Here is a 24,134-nt window from a genome sequence, read left to right as displayed (position 1 = left end):
AAAAACAAAAAGGAGTGAGTGGCTTTTTTTTAGGAGTGAATGGATATTAATGGAAGAATACAGATAAAAACGCCGTCTTTTTCTGATGTTTTAAAATCGGTTTTTGAATAATAATTGTAAATACTTTTCAGGTAATTTAACCCAAATTTAGTACTTGGTTCAGCGGTCAATTTCTTTTGAAGATTGTTGCTGATGATTACCTGATCTTCTTTAATCAGGATTTTTGTAGTTAAAGGACTTTCTTGAGTGGCAGCATTATGCTTAATAGCATTTTCTACCGCAATCTGAAAGGCTAGATAGGGGATGTGTTTGTTTAAAGCAGTTTGGTTTTCGATTTCTATAGAGAAGAATAATTCTTCTTTAAAACGAGTCTGCTGTAAAAAGATATATTTTTCTATAAATAAAAGTTCATCCTTTAAAGGAACAATGTTCTTTTCTGGCGGATCAATTAAATAGCGATAAATTCGAGATAAGTTTAGTGTGAATTTCTGCGCCGTTTTCACATCGCTTCCAACCAACATATAAAGCGAGTTCAACGAATTAAATAAAAAATGCGGATTTATCTGCTCTTTTAAATGCTGAAGCTGAATCAGTGCTTTTTCTTTTACAATTTTTTCGTTCTCAACTAAAAGTCGGTTTTTTTCTTTAATCGCAATTCCTTTTTCTCTATACGCACGTCTGTTTACATAAGAGAATAAATAGAAAATCAACAACAACATTACAGTTGTAATCGAATAAATCCAAGTTGAATATTTCTTAATTAACGTTACATTTTCATCAACAAATATTTTTGGAAAATCTACACATATATACCACGACAGATTTTGTATATCTATTTTTTTTGTAAAACGAATAACATCCATTTTCAAAAATTCAGACATTGTCACTGTTTTTACATAATCCTTCTTTTTGCTGAATATAGTATCAAAAGGTTGTGTAGAAGAAAACTTGTAAACGTTTTTTCCAATAAGATCAGATTCTGGATGATAAACACATCTTCCAGATTGATCAAAAACAAAAGCATAATTACCAGTTGTTTTGTCGGCGGTAGAAATATAATCGTGAAGTTTCTTTAAATTGATATCGTAACCATAACGCACGGTTAAATTTTTTGAAGCGAGTTTGAAATAAATTCTCCAAATTTGTTCTTTTCCCTGCGAAATAACCGTTTTGATATGGTCTTTGTTTTTATTTTGGAGAATAAAATCTTTCGCCTCTTTTTTCATGACATCTGAAATAGAGTCAATCCCAAACTGAACTTCACCGTCATTAATCTGAAACCAATTGTTATCGACTAATAAATTGGTGCCTTGAACTGAAGATAAAACTTGTAAGTTAGAAGCTAGATTCTCTGGCTTACTAATTTTTAAAACATGTTTAATTCTGTTTTCCTGTTCCAGAAGTTTCGAAAACTCTTGCGACAGGAATTCGTGCTTTTTAATAAAATTACGTTGTGCTAGATCTTCATTTGCTTTTTCTGTAAGATCAGTAATTAAATTACTTAATATGTATACAGAAGAAACCGTAATAAGAATAGAAGCGATAACGTAAATTACGAAAGCGCGTTGAGATTTTATTTTTTTTAATCTAAATTTCAAGAAGTACCATTATGACTTAGTTCGCCACGGCGAATTGCGAGTCATATAAATTTTTATAGTAACCATCAGTTTTAAGCAATAATTCCTGATGCGTTCCTTGTTCAACAATCAATCCTTTATCCATCACCACAATCTTATCTGCATTTACAATTGTTGCTAATCTATGTGCAATAATAATCGAAGTTCTTCCTTTTGTAATCGTTTCTGTCGCACGCTGAATCATTTCTTCAGAATACGTATCGATAGAAGAAGTCGCTTCGTCCAAAATCAAAATACTCGGATTACTTACATAAGAACGTAAAAAAGCAATAAGCTGGCGTTGTCCTGAAGAAAGCATGACACCTCGCTCTTTTACATCAAAATCATAATTATCTGGCAGATTCATAATAAAATCATGAACACCAATTTTCTTCGCAGCATCAATTACTTTATCTCGAGTAATTTCTGGATTGTGCAAAGTGATATTGTTATAAATCGTATCGGCAAATAAAAACACATCTTGCAAAACAACAGCAATTTGTTTTCTTAAAGAAGCTAAAGTATAGTTTTCGATATTTTCTCCGTCAATACAAATCGTTCCGCTATTGATTTCATAAAAACGATTCAATAAATTAATAATGGTAGATTTTCCAGCACCCGTAGAACCTACAATGGCAATAGTTTGTCCAGCCGAAACTGATAAATCAATTCCTTTTATAACTTCTTCTTCTGGAATGTAGCTGAAACGAACGTCTTTAAAATCAATTCTTCCATCAAAAACTGGCGCTTCAATTGTTCCTGTATCTTGAATATGATCTTGTGTGTCAATAATATCAAAGACACGATTGGCAGCGATCATTCCTAATTGCATCTCGTTAAATTTATCCGCAATTTGTCTTAACGGATTAAAAAGCATTCCGATAAACATGGTGTATGAAAATAAATCTCCGAAAGTCGTAAAATGATCTCCGTTTAAAATTCTGAAACCACCATAAACAACAACCAAACCTAAAGTTATGGATGAAATAATATCGGCAATCGGGAAAAAGATCGAGTTGTACAAAATCGTCTTAATCCAAGCAACTCTATGTTTGTTATTGATTTCTTTAAAGTTTTCGGCTTCGATTTTTTCACGGTTAAAAAGCTGTACGATTTTCATACCCGTTACACGTTCCTGAACAAATGAGTTCATGTTGGCAATTTGAGTTCTTACTTCTTCAAAAGCGACCTGCATTTTACGCTGGAAAATTCTTGTAATGTAAACCAGAATGGGCATTGCAATCACGACAATCCAAGTCAGTTTCCAGTTCATGTAAAACATAAAAAGAAGTACCACAACCATTTTCATCAAATCGCTTATAATCATAAATAAACCTTGACTGAAAATACGTGCAATCGATTCAATATCTGAAACGGCTCTCGTAACCAATTGACCAACGGGAACCAAATCAAAATACTTCATTCTGAAACTCAAAATGTGCTGAAAAAGTTTGGTTCGAATATCTTTTACAATATCTTGTCCGAGCCAGTTTGCCCAATAAACAAAGTAGAATTGAGAAAAAACCTCCATCAATAAAACTACTCCCATCAAAATGATATACATCAGTAATCCCATTTTATCGTGAGTTTTGATGTAACCATCGACCGTTTCTTTAAGTAAATAAGGACGAAGGGCAGCAAAGATAGATAGCGAAATGGCAAATAGGATTACGCCATAATAGCGCCATTTATAAGGGCGAGTATATTTTAGAATTCGTTTGAATAATCCAGTATCGAATGCTTTTGCTTTCATTTTTTTTAATTGGCTTTAGGCAATAAGCTTTAGGCAATAGGCTTAGCGCTTAAAACCTCTTGCTTATAGCTTACCGCTATATTTCTTTAAGCTTTAGGCTTTAGGCAAAAGTTTGGAGCTTATTGCCTACAGCTTATAGCTATAAATATTCGTAATCTATTTTGGTTAAATATAAACCATGCGCAGGAACCGAAAATCCTGCTTTTTCTCTGCTTTTGCTGGCAATAATGTTTTCAAAATCAATTAAAGTGATTTTCTTTAAACCGATATTGATTAAAGTGCCGACAATGGCGCGAACCATATTTCTTAAAAACCGATTTGCCGAAATGGTAAAAATCAGTTTTCCGTTTTCTTGTTTCCAGTATGCCTCAAAAATCGTGCAATCAAATGTGTTTACGTCAGTATTAACTTTTGAAAAACATTGAAAATCGGTATGCTTCAATAATAGTTGAGCAGCTTCATTCATCAAGCCAACATCCAATTTTTGCGTAACATACCAGCTCAGTTCCTGTAAAAACGGATTTTTTACTGTATTGATATGATATTCATAAGTTCTTTTTGTGGCATCAAATCTGCAATGTGCCTCATCGTGAACTAAAATAACATCAAAAATCGCAATGTCTTTTGGTAAATAAGAATTCAGTTTATGAATTAAAACCGGAATATCTAAGGTTTTTTCTGTGTCAAAATGACCGTACATTTCACTCGCATGAACACCAGTATCTGTTCTTCCAGCACCCATGATGCTGATAGTTTCATTTAATAAAACCGAAAAAGCTTTATTTAAAGTTTCTTGAACTGAAGAAGCATTCGGCTGTATTTGCCAGCCATGATAATGTGTTCCGTTATAAGCGAATTGAATAAAATATCTCATTTTAAGGGACAGAGGTTCTGAAGGGCAAAGGTATGAAAAAAAGCTTCTAAGATGCTAAGATGCTAAGGTTCTAAGTTTTCTTTTAGTAACAAAGTTACAAAGGTTCAGAATTGTAATGGTTTTTGCGTTCTGCATATCTGTAGAGACGCACTGTAGTGCGTCTAACATGAGATTGGAAAAAATTGTACTTAATATATAGGTATAATATTTTCGGTATATTTTTAAATCAATAAACATCCATTTCAATAAAATCTAAAAACAAAAACTTAGTTCCTTAGTATGTTAGCGTCTCAGAAACTTTGTTAAAATCCATTAAAACCCAAAATGCAAATCATAGTTTGTTCAGCTAAAAATCATGTCAGAAATTGACAATTCCAACGATATATTCGGAATCATTTTTTAACATTTTTGGTCAGAAAATTCCAAATGTTAATTTTTAAAATTTTTCATTTTAACAGTTCGTATTTCTCCTATGTTTGTACAACTAAATATCAAAAACTATGAATGAAATTACTTCTTATTGGTGGATAATTTTAATCTTATTCGCTATCATTTTTTACAAATTTATTTTGCGTGTTTTCTTCGGAATGGTAATGGTTCCTGAGGATAAAATTGGTTTAGTTACCAAAAAATTCGTTCTGTTTGGCGCAGACAGATCATTGCCTGATGGGCGTATTATAGCGACAAAAGGCGAAGCTGGTTTTCAGGCACAAACGCTTGCTCCAGGTTTATATTGGGGAATGTGGATTTGGCAATATTCAATCGATATGACTGGATTTACCATTATTCCAGAAGGTAAAATCGGATTGGTTTTAAGTAAAGACGGAAAAGAAATTCCAACTGGACGAATCTTAGCAAGAAAAGTAGAATGTGACAATTTTCAAGATGCTACCTCTTTCTTGAACAATGGCGGACAAAAAGGTCGTCAGACTGCATTTATTACGACGGGATCATATCGTATTAATACATTCTTGTTTGAAATTGTTATTGCAGATCAAATCAAGATTTATGAAAACATGATTGGTATTGTAACTGCGCTTGATGGAGAGCCGATTCCGCAAGGTCAGATTGCAGGAAAATTTGTTGATGATCACAATAATTTTCAGGACTTCGATAAGTTTTTAGAGCATGGCGGAAATCGTGGTTTACAGCCTCAAGTTATGCTAGCAGGTTCTTACTATATTAATACGTGGGGAATCTTGATCGAACAAAATCCAATGACAGATGTGCCAATTGGTTATGTTGGAGTTGTGATTTCGTATATTGGAGAAGATGGTCAGGATGTTACAGGAGATACTTTCAAACACGGAAATATTGTTTCAAAAGGACAGCGAGGTGTTTGGATGGAGCCTTTTGGACCAGGAAAATATGCTTTGAATAAATATACAACGAAGTTAGAACCTGTTCCAACGACAAATTTGGTTTTAAACTGGGCTAATGCAAGAAGCGAGTCGCATGATTTGGATAAAAATTTATCTACGATAACAGTACGTTCAAAAGATGGTTTCCCATTTAATTTAGATGTGGCGCAAATCATTCACGTTCCAGCTGCCGAAGCTCCAAAAGTAATTGCTCGTTTTGGAAGTATGAATAATTTGGTTTCTCAAGTTTTAGAACCGACAATTGGTAACTATTTCAGAAACTCAGCTCAAGACAGCGATGTAATTTCATTCTTAACAACAAGAAAAGAACGTCAAGAATCGGCTAAAAACCATATTAAATTAGTTCTTGATGAATATAATGTAAATGCAGTCGATACTTTGATTGGAGATATTGTGCCACCAGATTCGCTGATGAAAACGTTGACAGACCGAAAATTGGCAGAAGAAGAGCAAAAAACATATCAAACGCAAAGAATGGCGCAGGAACAGCGTCAGGGGATGGAAAAAGAAACCGCAATTGCAGATATGCAGAAAGAAATTGTTCGTGCTTCGCAAAGTGTTGAAATCGCACAAAGAACTGCAGATGCAACTGTAAAGAAAGCTGAAGGAGATGCGACAAGTTTGAAATTGAATGTAAATGCTGAAGCAGAAGCAACAAAAATGCGTGCAAATGCAGAAGCAGAAGCGACAAAAGCTAGAGCAGGAGCACAAGCGGAAGCAACAAGACTGAACGCGAGCGCAGAAGCTGAAAAAATCTCAAAAACAGGTTTGGCTGAAGCGGAGAAAATTATGGCAATTGGTAAATCAACTGCTGAAGCTTATCAATTGCAAGTTAGTGCGATGGGCGGAGACAACTTTACCCGTTATAAAGTAACTGAGGAAATTGGTAAAGGAAACATCAAAGTAATTCCAGATGTGTTGATTTCAGGAAACGGCGGATCTGACGGTTCAATCAGTGGTTTGTTAGGATTGAAATTAATGGAAATGATGGATACCAAAGATTTAAAAGAAGGTAAAAATCCTAAAAAACAATAATCATTTAATAATTATTACATTAGAAATCCGATTTGCGAAAGTAAATCGGATTTTTTTGTTTGAGGAAGTATATCATTACACTAGAAAAACTCAGAATCTTAGCAACTCAGAATCTTAGCGTCTTTTAAAAAAAACCTTTGTACCTTTGTTACGATGAACCTTTGAACCTTAAAAAAATTGACTAAAATTCTCCTTCTCTCAGATACTCACAGCCATATTGATGATACAATTTTAAAATATGTTGCTCAGGCAGATGAAGTCTGGCATGCCGGAGATATTGGAGATTTGACGGTTACTGATACCATTAAAAAACTAAAACCTTTAAGAGCGGTTTACGGAAATATTGATGATGCAAAAGCAAGATTAGAATTCCCGTTAAACAATCGTTTTTCGTGTGAAAACGTGTCGGTTTGGATTACGCATATTGGAGGTTATCCAGGAAAATACAATCAGAATGTTAGGGAAGAATTGGCTCTGAATCCGCCAAAATTATTTATTTGTGGACATTCTCATATCTTGAAAGTCATGTTTGATAAAAAGAATAATTTATTGCACATGAATCCTGGCGCGGCAGGAAAAAGTGGTTTTCATAAAGTAAGAACTATGCTTCGATTTGTAATTGATGATGACAAAATCAAAGATTTGGAAATTGTCGAAATAGGAGCGAAGTAATTAATGCGGCAAAGGAATCTGAATTTTTATTTTAGTTCCCTCATTTTCTTTTGAAACTATAGATAAAGATCCTTTGTATTTTTTTACTCGAGCTCTAATTCGGTTTAAACCAAAACCTTCTACGTCTTTTAATTTTCTAGTTTTAAAGCCAATTCCGTCATCATGAATGTGCAAAATCAGTTGATTGTATTTTTCAGAGAGAGTGAGTTTTGCTTTTTTAGCACTACTGTGTTTTATGATATTGCTGAATAATTCACTGACAATGAAATAGATTTTCATTTCAAATTTCTCAACATATCTTCTGCTAGTTGGAATCGAGCTTGAAAATTCAAATTCAATAGCAGAATTAGAGTTTTTCTCGCACAAATCTTCTAAGGCATAAATCAATCCAAAACGAACCAAAAGTGACGGAACAAGATCGTGAGACATATCTCGCAAAAGCTCATGCACTTCTGATAAAATAACTCTTGCTTTCTCAATCTCGTTGGATTTTATGTCATGTTGTGCTGTAAAAGTATTTAAATGCAATCCAGCAGAAGACAGTAATGAATTGATATTGTCGTGCAGAAAGGAGGCGATCTTTTTACGCTCGACTTCTTGAGAATCGATGCTAGAATTAATAATGTTGAGAAGAATTTTCTGCTTGGTATCTTTTCGTTTTATTTTCTGTTTTAGCTTATTGTTTTGGTACAAAAAGTAAAATAAAAGAAAAATGATTACGACTAGTATAATAGATAAACTGACTATTTTTTTATTTCGTAACTGATCTGATTTACTTACTTGATTAAGTGTTGTTTTGCTGCCAATTTGTGTTTGAAGAGCTTTGGTGTTTATGCTATCTTTTGATTTAGCAATGACAGTTCCTTCAACAGCAAAAAGTAATAGCAGAGAGGTAAAGAATTTAAAACCAAACATAAAAGCAATTTTTAAGAATTAATCAAATTGTTTTTAAGGGAGTATTTTACTAAGCCAATTGTACTTTTAATATTTAGTTTTTTCATAATGTTTTTGCGATGGGTTTCAACAGTATGCGAACTAATAAAAAGTTTTTCACTGATTTCTTTTCCGCTGTATTCTAAAGCAATTAAAGTTATGATTTCAATTTCACGCGGACTTAAAATCGGATTTTCTATAACGGCATTTTGGTTTAATTTCGGATTGTCTTTAAAGGTGTTAAATATCTTTTCTCGCACTGCATCACTAAAATATTCCTGTCCTTGATAAACGGCTTCAACAGCTTCGATAATATTTTCTCCTGCGCAGTTTTTTGTTAAGTAACCTTTTGCGCCTAATTTCATGACTTCTTTAATAATCTTCAAATCATCATAACTCGATAAAATAATGACTTTGCAAGGAGATTGATTTGTTTTGAATTCTTTTAAAGTCTCAATTCCATCTTTTTTAGGCATACTGATATCAAGAATTAAAACATCGGCATTATCCATTAAAACATCATTATATACAGTGGTTCCGTCAAGTGAGCTGCCTGCCACTTCAAAGTTTGGAACTGTTTTTAATAAGTTGGAAAGGCCATCAATTAAAACCTGATGATCATCTGCAAGATGAATCCTTATTTTTGGTATCATGATTATTTGAATTTGAAAAATACAAATTTATCATGCAAATCACATTTTAATAGGCTCTTTAGGTCTGATTTATACTAGAATAGGGCAAAAAAAAACCCGAATTAAATTCGGGTTCTTCTTCGCACAAATAAACTAAGTTTATAGGTTTACCTCAAACGATCAACAGATTTTACAAGATCTTCATCCTTTTTGATGGCCTTATTAGCTAAAACTAATAACACGATAGCAACAATTGGCATGAACATCCCAATACCTTTCTCAGAGACCTCAGTCCCTCCAGATAAATTTAGTGATCGATATACAAATAATCCTAATAAAATTAAATTTAATATTATATTAAGTCTGTTTAACACAAACTGATTTTGTCTCTTTTTAAATGAAATTATACTGATAATGCTAAGCATAGTTGTTAAACCTAATAAAACAGTATAAAGCTGATCCTGCATAAAAAAGAACGGCTTTCCTGCACTTGTTGTCCAAAGCGGAACAAAAAGCATTAAAATGCCAGTTGCAGCAAATGCTAGAAATAAATATACAGTCTGAATTCTTTGTATCATGGTCTAAAAATGTTTTACAAAAATATATTTTCTTTTTTTAAAATACTATTGTATGATAAAATTTTATTCGTATTATTGCATCATAATACCGTAAGCACTTCATACTGCGGTCAATTCAAATTAATTATCTACCTATTCTTTTTACAGTATTCCTTAAAATAATTAAATTCATAGAACATTCATGTTTGATATTTCTGCATTAAAAGAAATGAAGCTTGCTGAGCTTCAAGAAATAGCTAAGTTAGCTAAAACAATAAAGATTAATGGTGTCAAAAAAGAGACTTTAATTAGTCAGATTTTAGCACACCAAGAAAGTACTCTTGCGCCTGCTGAAGCTCCTCAAACAGAAGCAGTTTCTGAAGTTAAAGATGAAAAACCGAAACGCGCTAGAATTGCACCGGCAAAAACAAAAGCAGCAAATACCAAAAATACACCTGTTTTAGAATTTGATAAAGTAGAGGAAACTGTTCAAAGTAATGATATAGCTGAAACAGCACAGCCAATTGCAGAAGTGGCGACTGTAGAAGCACAGGAAAACAAAGCACCAGCAGCAAAAAAAGAGCCTAAAGTTGTAAAATTTAGTAAATCGGCATACGAGAAGAAAGTAGCTCTTAAAAAGGAAAAAGAAGCTGTAAAAGAAATTACTGCTGAAGAAGTTACAGAATCAATTCCGTCAGAATTAACTCCGTCAGAATCAATTGTTTCTGAAGCAACAGCCGAAACAGCTGAAAAAACTCCACAATCTGCTCCTGCAAAAAAGATCAATCCGAATCAAAATAAAAACCAGAACCAAAATCAAAACCCGAATCAGAACCAAAATCAGAGCGGGAATGGCAATGGAAACGGAAATCACAATAATCAAAACCCAAATCACAAGAATAAAAAGAATAACAATAACTTCAGAGATTCAGACTTTGAATTTGACGGAATTATTGAAAGTGAAGGTGTTTTAGAAATGATGCCGGACGGTTACGGATTTTTACGTTCATCAGATTATAATTATTTAGCTTCTCCAGATGATATTTATTTGTCAACTTCACAAATCAGATTATTTGGTTTAAAAACCGGAGATACTGTAAAAGGAGTGGTTCGCCCTCCAAAAGAAGGTGAGAAGTTTTTCCCATTGGTTCGTGTTTTAAAAATCAATGGACATGATCCGCAAGTTGTTCGCGATAGAGTTTCTTTCGAACACTTGACTCCAGTTTTTCCTTCTGAAAAATTCAAACTTGCCGAAAAAGGCAGTTCTATTTCAACAAGAATTATAGATTTGTTTTCACCAATAGGTAAAGGTCAGCGTGGTATGATCGTTGCGCAGCCTAAAACTGGTAAAACAATGCTTCTTAAAGATATTGCAAATGCAATTGCAGCCAACCATCCAGAAGTTTATTTGATTGTTCTTCTTATTGACGAACGTCCTGAGGAGGTTACAGATATGCAAAGAAGTGTTCGTGGTGAAGTTATTGCTTCTACTTTTGATAGAGAACCACAAGAACACGTAAAAATCGCTAACATCGTATTGGAAAAAGCAAAACGTTTAGTAGAATGCGGCCACGATGTTGTGATTTTATTAGACTCTATTACACGTTTAGCAAGAGCTTATAACACGGTTCAGCCAGCATCTGGAAAAGTATTAAGTGGAGGTGTTGATGCAAATGCATTACAAAAACCAAAACGTTTCTTTGGAGCGGCTAGAAATGTAGAAAACGGTGGTTCTTTAAGTATTATCGCAACTGCATTAACAGAAACTGGTTCTAAAATGGACGAAGTTATCTTCGAAGAATTTAAAGGAACTGGTAACATGGAATTACAATTAGATCGTAAGATAGCTAATAAACGTATTTTCCCTGCAATCGATCTTACATCATCTAGTACACGTCGTGATGACTTATTATTAGACGAAAAAACATTACAAAGAATGTGGATTATGCGTAAATATCTATCAGATATGAACCCAGTAGAATCTATGGATTTCGTAAACGATCGTTTCAAGAAAACAAAGAATAACGAAGAGTTTTTGATTTCGATGAATGACTGATTTTAAGTTGCTAAGGTTCTAAGATGCTAAGATTCTAAGGTTTTTAGCTTTGAGTAAATTAGTAAATCAAAAAATATATGACAAAAAAAGGATGAGTTTTACTCATCCTTTTTTTATTATCGTTCCCTAAAAGAAAACTTAGAATCTTAGCATCTTAGACTTAGTATCTTAAAAAATTATTTTTTATCAACTACCGGTCTATTTTCTCTATTAGCTAAATCCCAAGCTACTACGAAAGCTAGTTTTGTTCTTTTGGTTAAAGCGTCGTATTCAATTTTTTGAGGTTCGTCACCTTTTCCGTGGTAATCTTCATGAACACCATTGAAGAAGAAAACAGCTGGGATACCGTTTTTAGCGAAATTATAGTGGTCAGAACGCTCGTAGAAATGGTTTGGATCTTTTGGATCATTAAATTTAAAATCTAAGTCCATTTTGATGTATTTTTCGTTTTGGGCTACAACCGCATTGTGTAAATCAGAAGATAATCTGTCAGCACCAATTACATAAACGTAGTTGTTTGTGTTTGAATGCTCAACATCGCGACGTCCGATCATGTCGATGTTGATGTCGGCAATTGTATTCGCGATTGGGAATAATGGATTTTCAGAATAATAACGCGATCCGTGTAAGCCATGCTCTTCACCAGTTACATGAAGAAACAAAATAGAACGTTTTGGTCCGTGCCCCTCTTTTTTAGCTTTAGCAAAAGCTTTAGCCATTTCAATAACCGCTACAGTTCCAGAACCATCATCATCAGCACCATTGTAAACTTCACCATCTTTAATTCCAACGTGATCGTAATGTGCAGAAATTACCAAAACTTCATTTGGTTTTTCTGAACCTTCAATATAAGCCCAGATATTTTCAGAATCTGGAAGGTTTTGATTACGTCTTGAATTCATAAATGCAGCAGGAACTGGCTGGTAGAAGTCTGAAGCTCCTTTTGGAAAAGAAATTCCGCTTTTTTTGTATTGTTCGATCATGTAAAGACCTGCTTTTTTCTGTCCTGCTGAACCAGTTTCGCGGCCTTCCATTTCGTCAGAAGCAACAGTGTAAAGCATCTTCTTAAGATCTTTTTCGCTGATAGCTTTAACATATTTTGACGGATCAGAATTGTCTTTGGATGCAGTTGACTGCGCAGTTTTACAAGAATACGCAGAGACAACTAATAATAAAAGGAGTAATTTTTTCATTCCTATAGTTAGTGTAAATTAATAAATGTGTAAAGAACGTAAAAGGTCAGTAAAAATAGAATAAAAAGAGAGTTTATTATAAATAATAAGAAGCTTTTCGCAAAAGAAACTATTCTTGACTCGCCATAAAAACGATGGTGTGCTGGATAAAAATAATAGCACATCCAAATGGTTCCTGCAAATGTTGTAATTGATGATATAAAAGACAGCGGACTATCTTCGCCAAAAAGACCTATAACTCTTTCAATGATAAACATGATGAGGAAAATCAGTAAAAGGAAAGAGAAATAGTGGAGTGTGAAAATTCCGTGATCAAAATAATACCATCTTTTTTTGTTATGAAAAATCCATAAGAAAAAAGCAAAAAACGGCATGATTATAAAGAGAATTTTAGGCAGATTGTGAAAAAACGATTCTACGAATTTTTCGTAAATCTCTTTTTTGGTGTATTTTTCTGTTACGTGTATTGCTTTTTCAGAAATCCAATAAGAAGAAGCATTCAACTTCTCACTTTCTTTTCCATATTTTTGAATCGAATCAAGTTCTTTTATCGTTTTAAAATGAAAGTACCTTTTGTCTTCCTTTTTACTTATACTATCTGTAGCTTTAGCAATTTCTTTGTTCAGTGCTTCTTCACTTTTATCAATTTGTTCGTTTACATTATTTGGGAACATTGAAATCAATAAAAATGTAATAAAACTGATGAAAATGTAAAGTCGAACTGGCGCTAGATAAGACAAACGTTTTCCAGAAAGGTATTCTTTAGTAAGAGTTGAAGGCTTGAACAGCAGATTTTTTATTGTTTTCCAAAAAGCATTTTCATAATGCGTCAAATCTTCAAAGAAATGAATAAATAAATGATGAAAAGTCTTTCGGCTGTCGCTGTTTTCCTGTCCGCAATTTGGACAGAATTTTTGTTCTACAACATGTCTGCAGTTTAAACAAGTTTTATCCTCTCGAATTTTATTATGTGACATTGAGCTGGTTTGATTAATTTGTTTTTGGTAGGGTTGAGTTATGTGGTATTATTTCTTCAGGACTTCATTTAAGAAAAGTTGTAAATGGTCAAAAGATCTTTTTGCAGCAACAGCATTATATGCGGCACCTTTAGAATTATCGTTTCCTGCTTCAGGATTTGTAAAAGAGTGAACAGAATTTGCATAATAAATCATTTGCCAATCTGCTTTAGAATCACGCATTTCTTGTTGAAATGATGCGATTTCATCTTTTGGCACAAATGGATCATCAGCACCATGACAGATTAAAACTTTTGTATTGATTGTTTCTGTTTTTCTGCTGGCATCTTTTCCTAAACCACCATGAAATGAAGCGATTCCCTTTACATTCAAATGTCCGCGGGCAGCTTCCAAAACTCCAGTTCCTCCAAAACAATATCCAATAGCGACAATGTTATCTGCATTAGCTCCAGCTTTTACTAATTCTTTCAAAGCAGCGTCGATGCGTTTTTGGTAAGCTTCATAATTTGTTTTATAAAAACCAGCTTGTTTCCCTGCTTCGCCAGTATTTTTTGGATAATTTCCTTCGCCGTAGATATCAGCGATAAAAACGTGATAACCAAGTTTAGATAATTCTTCTGCAATTCCTTTTGATGCATTGTCAATTCCTAGCCACGCAGGTAAAAGTAAGATTCCAGGATTGTTACTGCTTTTTTTAGCAGATTTTATAAATAAGCCATTAAGTTGCTGGCTTCCTTCAGTGTATTTTACAGGTTTTAATTGCGCGCTCATAAGGTTAGAAAATAAGATTGCACTGAATAAAATTAGGACCGTATTTTTCATAATTCTACAATTTTTAACAAATATCAGAAATATTATGTTACAAAAAAACCTCACAAGTAATTTCTTGTGAGGTTTGTAACGAATATTTTAAAACCAAAATATATTCTTTATAATGATATATTTCTTTTAAAAGCACAGCCTAATTCTACAATCGAATCGGTTTTTGCAATTCCAGGTATTCCATCAATTTTTTCATAAAGAATACGGCGCATATGTTCGTGATTTTTAGCTATTATTTTGATGTAAAGCGTAAAAGAACCTGTTACATAATAACATTCTGTGATTTCAGGAATTTCTTTAAGCGCTTCAATAATACGGTCAGAATCAGAATCTTTGTTTAATGTAATTCCAGTAAAAGAAGCCCAATCGTAACCAATATTCTTTTCTTGAATAATAGGTTTTATCCCACCAATTACACCTTGTTCAATCATTCTGTTAATACGCTGATGCACCATCGTATTTGATATTTTCAGATTAGCAGCGATTGCAGAAAAAGCCATTCTTCCGTCTTTTTCTAATTCTTTAAGGATGCTAATATCAAATTCGTCTAATAATTCCATTCAGTAAAAATCGTTTAAAATTGAGTTTTTTGCGATTTATAAAAGTAATTCTTTTTTTTAAAAAACAGACATGAATTTAAAATTCTCAAAAAAATAAAAATGCCTTTTTTATGGATTTAAAATTTAAGTTTTGACTTTGATTTTGTTATTTTTAAGTCAAAACTTTATTTTTTGAATTGTTATTTGTTTAATTTTAATATTTTTGTGGAAATAAAAAGCATATTATGATAAGTACAGAAAAAACACTTTCGTCAAAATCAGAAGTTTTGATTGAAAAAGAGAATAAATATGGAGCTCATAATTATCATCCGCTTCCAGTTGTTTTAGAACGAGGAGAAGGAGTATATGTTTGGGATGTTGATGGAAAGAAATATTACGATTTTTTATCTGCTTATTCTGCAGTAAATCAAGGGCACTGTCACCCGAAAATTGTAAATGCAATGGTAGAACAGGCTCAAAAACTGACTTTGACTTCTCGCGCTTTTTACAATGATAAATTAGGAAACTACGAAGAATACGTAACCAAATATTTTGGTTTTGATAAAGTTCTTCCAATGAATACTGGTGCTGAAGCGGTAGAAACAGCTTTGAAAATTTCTAGAAAATGGGCTTATGAAGTAAAAGGAATTCCAGAAAATCAGGCGCAGATTATTGTTTGCGAAAATAATTTTCACGGAAGAACTACTACAATCATTTCATTTTCAAATGATGAAACGGCACGAAAAAACTTTGGACCTTTTACAGATGGTTTCATTAAAATTGAATACGACAATTTAGAGGCTTTAGAAAATGCTTTAAATTCATCAAAAAATATCGCTGGATTTTTGGTTGAACCAATTCAAGGCGAAGCGGGAGTATATGTTCCTTCTGAAGGTTATTTAGCGAAAGCGAAAGCGCTTTGCGAAAAGCACAATGTACTTTTTATTGCAGATGAGGTTCAAACAGGAATTGCCCGTACAGGGAAATTATTAGCCGTTCATCACGAAAATGTACAGCCAGATGTTCTGATTTTAGGAAAAGCAATTTCTGGCGGTGTTTATCCAGTTTCTGCGGTTTTATGTAATGATGAAATCATGAACGTAATTAAACCTGGACAACACGGATCTACTTTTGGAGGAAATCCTGTTGCGGCAGCTGTTGCGATTGCAGCTCTTGATGTTATTAAAGACGAAAAATTGGCTGAAAACGCAGAACGTCTTGGAGTAATTTTAAGAAAAGGATTAAACGATATTGCGGCTAAAAATGATCTAATCACTTTAGTTCGCGGAAAAGGTTTATTGAACGCAATTGTAATCAATACAGATGAAGATTCTGATTTAGCTTGGGAAATTTGCCTGAAATTTAGAGACAACGGATTATTGGCAAAACCAACTCACGGAAATAAAATCAGATTGGCACCGCCTTTGGTAATGACTGAAGAGCAAATTCAAGAATGTCTTGAGATTATCGAGAAATCTTTGAATGAGTTTAAAAATTAATTATTTCTCCGTAACTTTAATCATATAAAAAGGCGATTGCATAAACAACCGCCTTCTGGTTATAATTACTTAAAATATCAAAAAAAGTAACTATTTCTTTGAGTCAATGTTTTTCTAAGCATTGACTCATTTTATTTTAGAATCTAACTTTTTTCAATTCCCACAATGTTTTGATAAAAGTATCAACATCTTGCGTAGTGTTGTAAAAAGCTAAAGAGGGACGAACTGTTGTTTCAACTCCCATTCTTCGCAAAATGGGTTGTGCGCAATGATGTCCTGTTCGCACTGCAACACCTTCTTTGTTCAATGCTTGCCCAACTTGATCGTTAGTATAGCCTTGCAGTGTAAATGATAAAACGCTGGCTTTATCTTTGGCAGTCCCAATCAAACGAACGCCAGGGATTTCCTTTAAAAGACTTGTAGCATATTCTAATAAATAATGCTCATATTGTCCAATAGCTTCGATTCCTAGTTTGGTTACATAATCAATTGCTGCTCCAAGTCCGATAGCGTCTGCAATGTTTCCTGTTCCAGCTTCAAAACGATTCGGAGCTTTGTGGTATTTTATTTCCTCAAAAGTCACATCCTGAATCATGTTTCCGCCAGATTGATAAGGCTCCATTTCATTCAGTAATTCTTCTTTACCGTATAAAGCACCAATTCCTGTTGGTCCAAAAAGTTTATGCCCAGAAAAAACAAGCCAGTCTGGATTTAAATGCTGAACATCTACTTTCATGTGTGAAACAGATTGTGCGCCATCTATCAAAACTTTAGCTCCAGCTGAGTGTGCCAGTTCTACTATTTTTTTAGCAGGCGTAATTGTTCCAAGAGCATTCGAAACTTGTGTAAAAGCAACCAAACGTGTTTTTGGATTTAGCAGTTTTACATATTCATCTAACAAAATTTGACCGTCATCATCAACTGGAATAACGCGAAGTTTTAAACCTTTTCGATCTGCCAGACGTTTCCAAGGAACAATATTCGCATGATGTTCCAGATTACTCACAATGATTTCATCGCCAGCAACTAAATTATTTTCTCCCCAGCTTTGTGCAACGAGATTGATTCCTTCAGTGGCTCCGCGCACAAAAACAATTTCGTTTACCGATTTGGCATTCAAAAATGCTTTTACTTTTTCACGCGCAGCTTCATAAGCATCAGATGCTCTTGCAGCCAATTCATGTGCGGCACGGTGAATGTTCGAATTTTCATGTTCGTAGAAATACGCAATTCTATCAATAACCGATTGCGGTTTTTGAGTCGTTGCGGCATTATCAAACCAAACTAAAGGTTTTCCGTTTACAGTTTCTCTTAAAATCGGAAAATCTTTTTTCACTAAATCTGCATTAAAATGTGGTCCTGAAGTGCCGTAAATTCCTTTAGGATTAAAAGAGTTTCCAACAATTGGACTGCTATTTTTTTGATCTAAAGCAAACGGATTCTGTTCTAAAAAATAATAAGAGTTTTGAAGATCACTTCCGCTTGACGGAAAATCAATTCGTTTTTTAAAATGAGTATCAACACTTTCTAATGCGGCTTTAAGTTCTGCTTCAAAAGAAGAATTTCCGCCTTGAAAAGGGAGATAATTATTATTTAAAAAGAATTGTGAAAAGAAAGTCTCTTCATTAAGCTGTGGTACACTATTGTTTTTTAAATTAATATCATGAAAACCTGTATGCGGATCATCGATGTTGAGTGTCTCTTCTTTTGGAACTTCGTATGAAAACTTTTCATTTTGCGGAGAAAATCCTGCGCCAGCATTTGGATACAAAGCTGAAGATGAAGCTGTATTTCCATAATTAGCAGCACTTGGAGATGCTCCGAAACCACTAAATGAAGATTGCGGAACGGATAATACCTGTAACGGACTTTGCTCAGAAAATGAAGATAAAGGTTCTGCATTTCCGGCATTCAACAGCGTTTCTGCAATTTTAGTCGCACGAGGATGTTCGCTTTTGTCTGGACTCAACGAAATTTCTTTTGGAAATTCATTGGGCAAGGCACTAAACAGTTCGTTTGCTAAATTTTGCAAATCTTCTATGTTTGGTAAACCGTTTATGTTAGTATTTATACTCATGATACTTTCCTATTTCTACGTCTTCTAAAACTGCTATTGCATCATCAACTAAAATAGCCAATGAGCAATAAAGTGAAACTAAATAAGAGGCAATTGCTTTTTCGTTAATTCCCATAAAACGAACAGATAATCCTGGTGATTGTTCGCCTTGTAATCCTGGCTGAATCAATCCAATTACACCTTGGCGGCTTTCGCCTGTGCGTAATAAGATGATTTTTGATTTTCCGTTTTTAATTGGTAGTTTATCTGATGGAATAAGCGGAATTCCTCTCCAAGTTAAAAACTGAGATCCGAATAAAGAGGTTGTAGGAGGAGGAACGCCACGACGTGTACATTCGCGTCCAAAAGCAGCAATTGCTAAAGGATGCAGTAAAAAGAATCCAGGTTCTTTCCAAACTTTAGTCAATAACTCATCTAAATCGTCTGGAGTTGGAGCGCCAGTTCTTGTTTTTATAATTTGCGATGGCACAACATTGCTTAATAAACCATAATCTTTGTTGTTAATTAATTCGCTTTCTTGGCGTTCTTTAATAGTTTCAATAGCCAGTCGCAGCTGTTCCGAAATTTGATTGTAAGGTTTGCTATATAAGTCAGAAACACGAGTATGAACGTCAACAATAGTTTGCACGGCAGCAAGATTATATTCTCTTGGATTATCAATATAATCGACAAAAGTGTTAGGTAAAACTCTTTCGTCACGAGCAGAACAATCTACTTCGATATGGTTGGCGTTTTTTACTTTATTTAAACGAAATACACCCGATTCTACTGGTGTCCAATGTAATAGATGCGTTAACCATCTTGGGGTTACAGTTCCAATTTGTGGAACGGTACGAGTTGCTATTGCGAGCTGTCTTGCGGCAACATCGCCTAATGCGGTCTGTTGTGGTTTTGTTTCTGCCATTTTTTTGGTTTTTAAATTGATTTAATAATTTACTTTTTTGATACCTTAAAGTTATTCATAAATTTTAATCAAATGACTCGTTTATAGATAAATATCTTTCTGTCGTTCCATAATTAAGAGTTAGAATTGCTGTGTTTTTAGGTATTTCTTTTAGTTTTTTTGATAAAGTTTTAATTTTAATTTCGTTTTTATTGTAAACAACAGAATTAGGAGGAATACTGTATGTCAGGCAGACATTTCCGCCAATTATGGAATCTTTTCCAACTATTGTTTGACCGCCAAGAATGGTGCTATTGGCATAAATTATTACGTTGTCTTCAATTGAAGGATGCCTTTTGGTAAATGCGTCTTCTTTTTTCACAGTTAATGCACCGAGGGTAACACCATGATAAATTTGTACATTATTGCCAATAATTGTGGTTTCTCCAATTACAACTCCTGTTCCGTGGTCAATTGCAAAGTCATTTCCTATTTGAGCTCCAGGATGAATATCTATGCTTGTTTTGATATGAGCATATTCTGAAAGTGTTCTTGCTAATATTCTTAGGTTTTGTTTCCATAACTGATTTGAAAATCGGTACATCGAAATAGCAAAAAATCCTGGATAAGAATACAATACTTCTTCTATTGATTTTGCAGCAGGATCTTTGGCAAAAATGGTCTGTGCGTCACTTAAGGCTGTATGATGTAAATGCGGAATGGCGTTAAAAAATATTTTTGTCTGCTGTTTTTGATCTTTTTTGGATGAAAAATTCGAAACCAATTCGTCAAACTGTTTTTCGAGCTCATTGAATTTAAATTTGATTGTTTCTTCAAATTCAAATGATTTTGACGTATTTGAAAACAATATCGCAAACAGATTATCTATAAACTCATATATTAATTTTTTCTCAGGAAGAATCGCTAATTCTTGATGCTGCTTTGCTATTTTCTGGTAAAATAAATTCATGTCAGAATGTTTTTGGTTGGTAATTAAATCTCAGGGAGATCAACTTAAAATCTTTCTGACAAGATGCTATCATTTTGACGCAGAAATGCCTCAAAACAATTTATAATGTTCAGTAAGAAAATGTTTGAATGAAAGAAATTCGTTTTGCAATCCGATTTTATGAAATGGATAATCGGCTACACGAAGGTTTGGAAGTATTAACAACAGAAACACATATAACAAAACGTGCTATATGTATAGTTTTTAGGAAAAATGTGAGATGATATTTTTTCTGCTGTTTTCAAAATGTAGTTCTTTAATTGTTTAAACTCTACTAATTCTATAGGCAAAGTTAAATTTATTATGTTAAAAACCAAACGAAATGATATTTTTATTTAAAACAGAAATAAGAATTTTTGTTTTATTGTTTTTAAATGTTTGATTATTAGTTGTTTATTTGTTTTTTTTGAAATTAAAAAAGACAGAGAAACAAGTGTGATTATTTTTTAACACTTATTTTTCTGTCTTTTAAAATTCGAATTACAGGAAATTTATATTACTTTTTTAAAGCTGCTCCACCAGGCATTGTTTCAGGTTTTAATTTGAATTTGCTGTATTCTACAACTCCTGTTTTATCTGCCCAATCAAAATATTTCGCAGAAAGCTCATTTACAATTCCAGGATTTTGAGCTGCCACATTTGTAGTTTCTCCTCGGTCTGTTTCAAGATTGTAAAGTTCCCATTCATAAGAAGGATAAATAGAAACCAGTTTCCATTTTCCTTCACGAACGGCTCTGTTTCCAGCTCTTTCCCAAAATAAAGGCGCGCCACGGTTTACTTCGGAAGCATTGTCGAATAAAACAGGCAATAAACTTTTACCAGGAAGCGGATTAGAATTTATGCCATTCAAATTTTTAGGATATTCAATTCCGGCCAATTCGTAAAAAGTAGGAGCAAGGTCTATAATATGTCCAGTTCCTTTATCGATTCTTCCCGCTTTAATTTTGGATGGAAACCAAGCAATAAACGGAGAACTGAATCCGCCTTCGTGCATATTATTTTTGTATTGCTGTAAAGGGGTATTCGATAAATAAGCCCAGTTTTGCTCCTGATAATCAAATGATCCAGAAGTTCCTACGGGGCCGTCATTTCGAACCAAACCTCTTCCTAAGGGATTGTAAGTATTAAATCCGCCTTGAGCACCATTATCAGATATAAAAATAATTAGTGTGTTTTTATCTTTTTTAAGCGCCTTTAATTTATCTAAAACTTTACCCACGTTCTGATCCATATTGTCTACCATTGCAGCATAGACTTCCATTTTTGCTTTCCAGAATTGTTTTTCATCATAGGTCAGTTTGCTCCATTCTGGAACTTCAGGATCTCTTGCCGAAACTGTTTGATTTGCTGGCAAGATGCCATTAGCTTTTAATTTCTCAATTCGTTTTTCTCTTAAAACATCCCAGCCTTCGTCAAATTTGCCTCTGTATTTTGCAATATCAACATGTTTTGCCTGCAATGGCCAATGTGGTGCTGTAAATGCCAAATACAAAAAGAAAGGTTTGTTTTCTTTGTTTTGCTCGTCTAAGAAAGTCACGGCATTATTTCCGATTTCATCTGTAAAATAATAAGAATCATCTTTTGGGTGTAACTCTTCATTATTGCGAATTAATTTTACTGGATAAGGCGTTTTTCCAAAAGGCAAAGGCTTGGTGTCAAAATAATTAGAAGCTCCTTTTAAGATGCCATAAAATTTATCAAAACCTCTTTGGTTAGGCCATTGCGCTTGATCTTCAGAACCAACGTGCCATTTCCCTGATAAAAGCGTGCTGTATCCGCCTGAACGAAAAACTTCACCTAAAGTTAGAGATTCTTTATTTAAATAACCTTGATAAGCTGGCAAACCCAGATTGACATCAAAAAAGCCAACGCCAGCTTTATGCTGATATTGTCCAGTTAATAAAGAAGCTCTTGTGGGCGCACAGATGGAATTATTGTAAAATTCGCGAAGACGTGTTCCTTCTTTCGCCAATCGATCTAGATTTGGAGTACTAATTTCTGAGCCGTAATTTCCTAAATCTGAATATCCCATATCGTCCACCATAATCAAAATGATATTTGGTTTTGATGAATTATTCTGTGCATTCGATTGGTAAAAACCAACCGTTCCAGATACAAGAAAAGACAGTAAAATGTTTTTTAGTTTGGTATTCATGGTATTTTTGATGTTAATTTTCATTGGTCTTTATTTATTGAAAAGTAAAAAAGCAATGAAAAGGGTAATAATAATATTGAATAATTGTGCAATTAAGAAGGCAAATAAAGGTTTCTTGCTATTATTTTGAAGTAAATCTTTAAAATTGGTTTCTAAGCCTATACTTGTAAAAGCTAGTGCAAACCAAACTCCCTGTAGATTTTTCAAATTGTCTTTGACGGTGTCTCGAACTTCTGGATTTATAAAAAACGAAAACACGACAGAGGCTAATATAAAACCGATAACAAATTTTGGAAAACGTTCCCAAATGACTTTTAAAGTCGGTTTAGATACTACTTCTGACGAATTGTTATGCGTATAAGTCCAATAAATTGAAATAACAAAAGCGGCTAATCCTAATAGTACATTTTGCGAAAATTTTACAATTGTACTAATTTTTAATGCTGTTTCTCCAACCAAAGTTCCAGATGCAACAACTGCTCCAGAAGTATCAATGCTTCCTCCGAGCCAAGCACCAGTTACTTCTTCAGGGAAATTAAAATATTTAGCAATAATAGGCATAAAAATCATCATTGGAATTGCAGTGACCAAAACGATCGAAATTACATAAGATAATTTTTTGGAGTCGCCTTTAATCGCTCCCGAAGTTGCAATTGCAGCCGAAACGCCACAGATAGAAACAGCACTTGAAATCATCATCGTTAATTCGTCGTCGACTTTTAATTTCTTGCAAAGCCAGAAGGCAAAATACCAAACTGACAAAACCACTATTAAAGCCTGAATTAAACCTAATGAACCTGCTTTTAGAATATCAGAGAAAATAACACTGGTTCCCAATAAAACTAATCCGATTTTGACAAATAATTCGGTTGATAAAGCAGCACGAAACCATTCTGGAAGTTTAAAGAAATTACCAATTGCTAAACCAATTGTCAAACTGAAAATTACGGCTTCTAAATTGATGGATTTTATTGCCGAATTTCCTGCCAGAATAAGTGCAATCAATGTTAATAGATAAACAATTGGAAAAGTAAGCAGAAAATATTTGATTGATTTTCCAATTAAAAAAACACCAAAAGTCCCGATAGCAATCAGATATAAAAATTGTGTAAAAAGGATTTTTAGATTATTGAAATCAAATATATTTTTCAATAAATCAGAAGTATTTGACCAATTGAAAACGGGTACTTCTGGAAGAAATATAAAAAGAGAAATTCCGATGATCAGAAATCCTAGAATAACAACTGTCCAATCTTCGTGAATATTAAATTTTATTGAGGTTGACATTAAGGGGTGAATTAATTCTTTTTCAAGAATGTTAGTTGAATTGCCTCCAGCTTTAGCTGGAGATAAAAAAATGTGAGCAAGTAAATAGGCTTTAGCCGAATAAAAAGTTTGGCTAAAGCCTTTTTCTATTTTGAATTTTAAACCTCCAGCTAAAGCTGGAGGCAATTGATTCTCAAACATAAA

The 24,134-nt window shown here is 33.6% G+C and carries 19 protein-coding genes; 4 read left to right on the top strand and 15 right to left on the bottom strand.

Translation table 11 applies throughout. The annotated features are described in order from the left end of the window. Positions 1-29: 29 nt before the first annotated feature. From DM444_RS08205 to truA, 3 genes are all read right to left on the bottom strand, one after another. Positions 30-1,598, bottom strand: a complete 1,569-nt coding sequence (locus DM444_RS08205; protein ID WP_111285489.1) for a histidine kinase — start codon at positions 1,596-1,598, stop codon at positions 30-32. A 16-nt stretch (positions 1,599-1,614) separates the two neighbouring features. After that, positions 1,615-3,369: an ABC transporter ATP-binding protein gene (locus DM444_RS08200; RefSeq protein ID WP_111285487.1), complete on the bottom strand. Its 1,755-nt coding sequence runs from the start codon at positions 3,367-3,369 to the stop codon at positions 1,615-1,617. A gap of 139 nt (positions 3,370-3,508) precedes the next feature. Next, positions 3,509-4,243 (bottom strand): tRNA pseudouridine(38-40) synthase TruA, encoded by a 735-nt coding sequence (gene truA, locus DM444_RS08195; protein WP_111285485.1) that lies wholly within the window; start codon positions 4,241-4,243, stop codon positions 3,509-3,511. A 500-nt stretch (positions 4,244-4,743) separates the two neighbouring features. On the opposite strand from truA, the gene DM444_RS08190 reads away from it, so the two are divergent. Both DM444_RS08190 and DM444_RS08185 read left to right on the top strand, forming a co-directional pair. Further along, positions 4,744-6,660 carry an SPFH domain-containing protein gene (locus DM444_RS08190; protein WP_111285483.1) on the top strand — a complete coding sequence of 639 codons (1,917 nt, stop codon included), beginning with the start codon at positions 4,744-4,746 and terminating at the stop codon, positions 6,658-6,660. Between the two features lie 177 nt (positions 6,661-6,837). Further along, positions 6,838-7,332, top strand: a complete 495-nt coding sequence (locus DM444_RS08185; RefSeq protein ID WP_111285481.1) for a metallophosphoesterase family protein — start codon at positions 6,838-6,840, stop codon at positions 7,330-7,332. Here DM444_RS08185 and DM444_RS08180 read toward each other — a convergent pair whose 3' ends face one another. The 3 genes from DM444_RS08180 to DM444_RS08170 form a co-directional block, all read right to left on the bottom strand. Then, on the bottom strand, positions 7,333-8,247 hold the full coding sequence (locus DM444_RS08180; RefSeq protein ID WP_111285479.1) for a sensor histidine kinase: 915 nt from the start codon (positions 8,245-8,247) through the stop codon (positions 7,333-7,335). A gap of 11 nt (positions 8,248-8,258) precedes the next feature. After that, the gene (locus DM444_RS08175; RefSeq protein WP_111285477.1) at positions 8,259-8,918 is read right to left on the bottom strand and encodes a response regulator; all 660 of its coding nucleotides are present in this window, start codon (positions 8,916-8,918) and stop codon (positions 8,259-8,261) included. Positions 8,919-9,064: 146 nt separating this feature from the next. Next, positions 9,065-9,475: a DUF4293 domain-containing protein gene (locus DM444_RS08170; protein WP_008468670.1), complete on the bottom strand. Its 411-nt coding sequence runs from the start codon at positions 9,473-9,475 to the stop codon at positions 9,065-9,067. Positions 9,476-9,656: 181 nt separating this feature from the next. On the opposite strand from DM444_RS08170, the gene rho reads away from it, so the two are divergent. After that, complete coding sequence (gene rho / locus DM444_RS08165; protein WP_111285475.1) at positions 9,657-11,510, top strand: transcription termination factor Rho; 1,854 nt, start codon at positions 9,657-9,659, stop codon at positions 11,508-11,510. Between the two features lie 176 nt (positions 11,511-11,686). On the opposite strand, the gene DM444_RS08160 is transcribed toward rho, so the two are convergent. The 4 genes from DM444_RS08160 to DM444_RS08145 all read right to left on the bottom strand — a co-directional run bounded on the left by DM444_RS08160 (position 11,687) and on the right by DM444_RS08145 (position 15,062). Then, positions 11,687-12,703: a M28 family peptidase gene (locus DM444_RS08160; RefSeq protein ID WP_111285473.1), complete on the bottom strand. Its 1,017-nt coding sequence runs from the start codon at positions 12,701-12,703 to the stop codon at positions 11,687-11,689. An 8-nt stretch (positions 12,704-12,711) separates the two neighbouring features. Further along, positions 12,712-13,680, bottom strand: coding sequence for a DUF3667 domain-containing protein (locus DM444_RS08155; RefSeq protein ID WP_111285471.1), 969 nt, complete (start codon positions 13,678-13,680; stop codon positions 12,712-12,714). A gap of 48 nt (positions 13,681-13,728) precedes the next feature. Then, the gene (locus tag DM444_RS08150; protein WP_111285469.1) at positions 13,729-14,502 is read right to left on the bottom strand and encodes a dienelactone hydrolase family protein; all 774 of its coding nucleotides are present in this window, start codon (positions 14,500-14,502) and stop codon (positions 13,729-13,731) included. Positions 14,503-14,609: 107 nt separating this feature from the next. Then, positions 14,610-15,062 (bottom strand): Lrp/AsnC family transcriptional regulator, encoded by a 453-nt coding sequence (locus DM444_RS08145; RefSeq protein WP_111285467.1) that lies wholly within the window; start codon positions 15,060-15,062, stop codon positions 14,610-14,612. A 224-nt stretch (positions 15,063-15,286) separates the two neighbouring features. Here DM444_RS08145 and rocD point away from each other — a divergent pair, with 224 nt between their 5' ends. Further along, complete coding sequence (rocD, locus tag DM444_RS08140; protein WP_111285465.1) at positions 15,287-16,540, top strand: ornithine--oxo-acid transaminase; 1,254 nt, start codon at positions 15,287-15,289, stop codon at positions 16,538-16,540. Positions 16,541-16,676: 136 nt separating this feature from the next. Here the strand turns inward: rocD and DM444_RS08135 are convergent, their stop codons facing one another. The 5 genes from DM444_RS08135 to DM444_RS08115 all read right to left on the bottom strand — a co-directional run bounded on the left by DM444_RS08135 (position 16,677) and on the right by DM444_RS08115 (position 24,131). Next, complete coding sequence (locus DM444_RS08135) at positions 16,677-18,617, bottom strand: family 2A encapsulin nanocompartment cargo protein cysteine desulfurase (protein ID WP_111285463.1); 1,941 nt, start codon at positions 18,615-18,617, stop codon at positions 16,677-16,679. Beyond that, positions 18,601-19,521 (bottom strand): family 2A encapsulin nanocompartment shell protein, encoded by a 921-nt coding sequence (locus tag DM444_RS08130; RefSeq protein WP_111285461.1) that lies wholly within the window; start codon positions 19,519-19,521, stop codon positions 18,601-18,603. The genes DM444_RS08135 and DM444_RS08130 overlap by 17 nt, the downstream gene beginning before the upstream one ends. A 64-nt stretch (positions 19,522-19,585) precedes the next feature. Continuing rightward, positions 19,586-20,470, bottom strand: coding sequence for a serine O-acetyltransferase (locus DM444_RS08125; RefSeq protein WP_111285459.1), 885 nt, complete (start codon positions 20,468-20,470; stop codon positions 19,586-19,588). 535 nt (positions 20,471-21,005) lie between these two features. Beyond that, positions 21,006-22,688, bottom strand: a complete 1,683-nt coding sequence (locus DM444_RS08120; protein ID WP_239455623.1) for an arylsulfatase — start codon at positions 22,686-22,688, stop codon at positions 21,006-21,008. Positions 22,689-22,694: 6 nt separating this feature from the next. Then, positions 22,695-24,131, bottom strand: a complete 1,437-nt coding sequence (locus tag DM444_RS08115) for a YeiH family protein (RefSeq protein ID WP_239455622.1) — start codon at positions 24,129-24,131, stop codon at positions 22,695-22,697. Positions 24,132-24,134: the final 3 nt, after the last annotated feature.

Origin of the sequence: Flavobacterium ginsenosidimutans (assembly GCF_003254625.1) — a bacterium.
In the GTDB taxonomy this organism is placed as follows: Bacteria; Bacteroidota; Bacteroidia; order Flavobacteriales; family Flavobacteriaceae; genus Flavobacterium; species Flavobacterium ginsenosidimutans.
This window is presented reverse-complemented; position numbering and strand designations above follow the sequence as displayed.

Excerpts from the sequence above, each read along its gene's own strand:
- DM444_RS08150 (WP_111285469.1), bottom strand. The coding sequence starts at position 14,502 with ATGAAAAATACGGTCCTAATTTTATTCAGTGCAATCTTATTTTCTAAC.
- DM444_RS08180 (WP_111285479.1), bottom strand. The coding sequence starts at position 8,247 with ATGTTTGGTTTTAAATTCTTTACCTCTCTGCTATTACTTTTTGCTGTT.
- DM444_RS08175 (WP_111285477.1), bottom strand. The coding sequence starts at position 8,918 with ATGATACCAAAAATAAGGATTCATCTTGCAGATGATCATCAGGTTTTA.
- DM444_RS08130 (WP_111285461.1), bottom strand. The coding sequence starts at position 19,521 with ATGGCAGAAACAAAACCACAACAGACCGCATTAGGCGATGTTGCCGCA.
- rocD (WP_111285465.1), top strand. The coding sequence starts at position 15,287 with ATGATAAGTACAGAAAAAACACTTTCGTCAAAATCAGAAGTTTTGATT.
- DM444_RS08155 (WP_111285471.1), bottom strand. The coding sequence starts at position 13,680 with ATGTCACATAATAAAATTCGAGAGGATAAAACTTGTTTAAACTGCAGA.
- DM444_RS08145 (WP_111285467.1), bottom strand. The coding sequence starts at position 15,062 with ATGGAATTATTAGACGAATTTGATATTAGCATCCTTAAAGAATTAGAA.
- DM444_RS08125 (WP_111285459.1), bottom strand. The coding sequence starts at position 20,470 with ATGAATTTATTTTACCAGAAAATAGCAAAGCAGCATCAAGAATTAGCG.
- DM444_RS08160 (WP_111285473.1), bottom strand. The coding sequence starts at position 12,703 with ATGAAAAAATTACTCCTTTTATTATTAGTTGTCTCTGCGTATTCTTGT.
- DM444_RS08200 (WP_111285487.1), bottom strand. The coding sequence starts at position 3,369 with ATGAAAGCAAAAGCATTCGATACTGGATTATTCAAACGAATTCTAAAA.
- DM444_RS08170 (WP_008468670.1), bottom strand. The coding sequence starts at position 9,475 with ATGATACAAAGAATTCAGACTGTATATTTATTTCTAGCATTTGCTGCA.
- DM444_RS08115 (WP_239455622.1), bottom strand. The coding sequence starts at position 24,131 with ATGTTTGAGAATCAATTGCCTCCAGCTTTAGCTGGAGGTTTAAAATTC.
- rho (WP_111285475.1), top strand. The coding sequence starts at position 9,657 with ATGTTTGATATTTCTGCATTAAAAGAAATGAAGCTTGCTGAGCTTCAA.
- DM444_RS08190 (WP_111285483.1), top strand. The coding sequence starts at position 4,744 with ATGAATGAAATTACTTCTTATTGGTGGATAATTTTAATCTTATTCGCT.
- DM444_RS08135 (WP_111285463.1), bottom strand. The coding sequence starts at position 18,617 with ATGAGTATAAATACTAACATAAACGGTTTACCAAACATAGAAGATTTG.
- truA (WP_111285485.1), bottom strand. The coding sequence starts at position 4,243 with ATGAGATATTTTATTCAATTCGCTTATAACGGAACACATTATCATGGC.
- DM444_RS08120 (WP_239455623.1), bottom strand. The coding sequence starts at position 22,688 with ATGAAAATTAACATCAAAAATACCATGAATACCAAACTAAAAAACATT.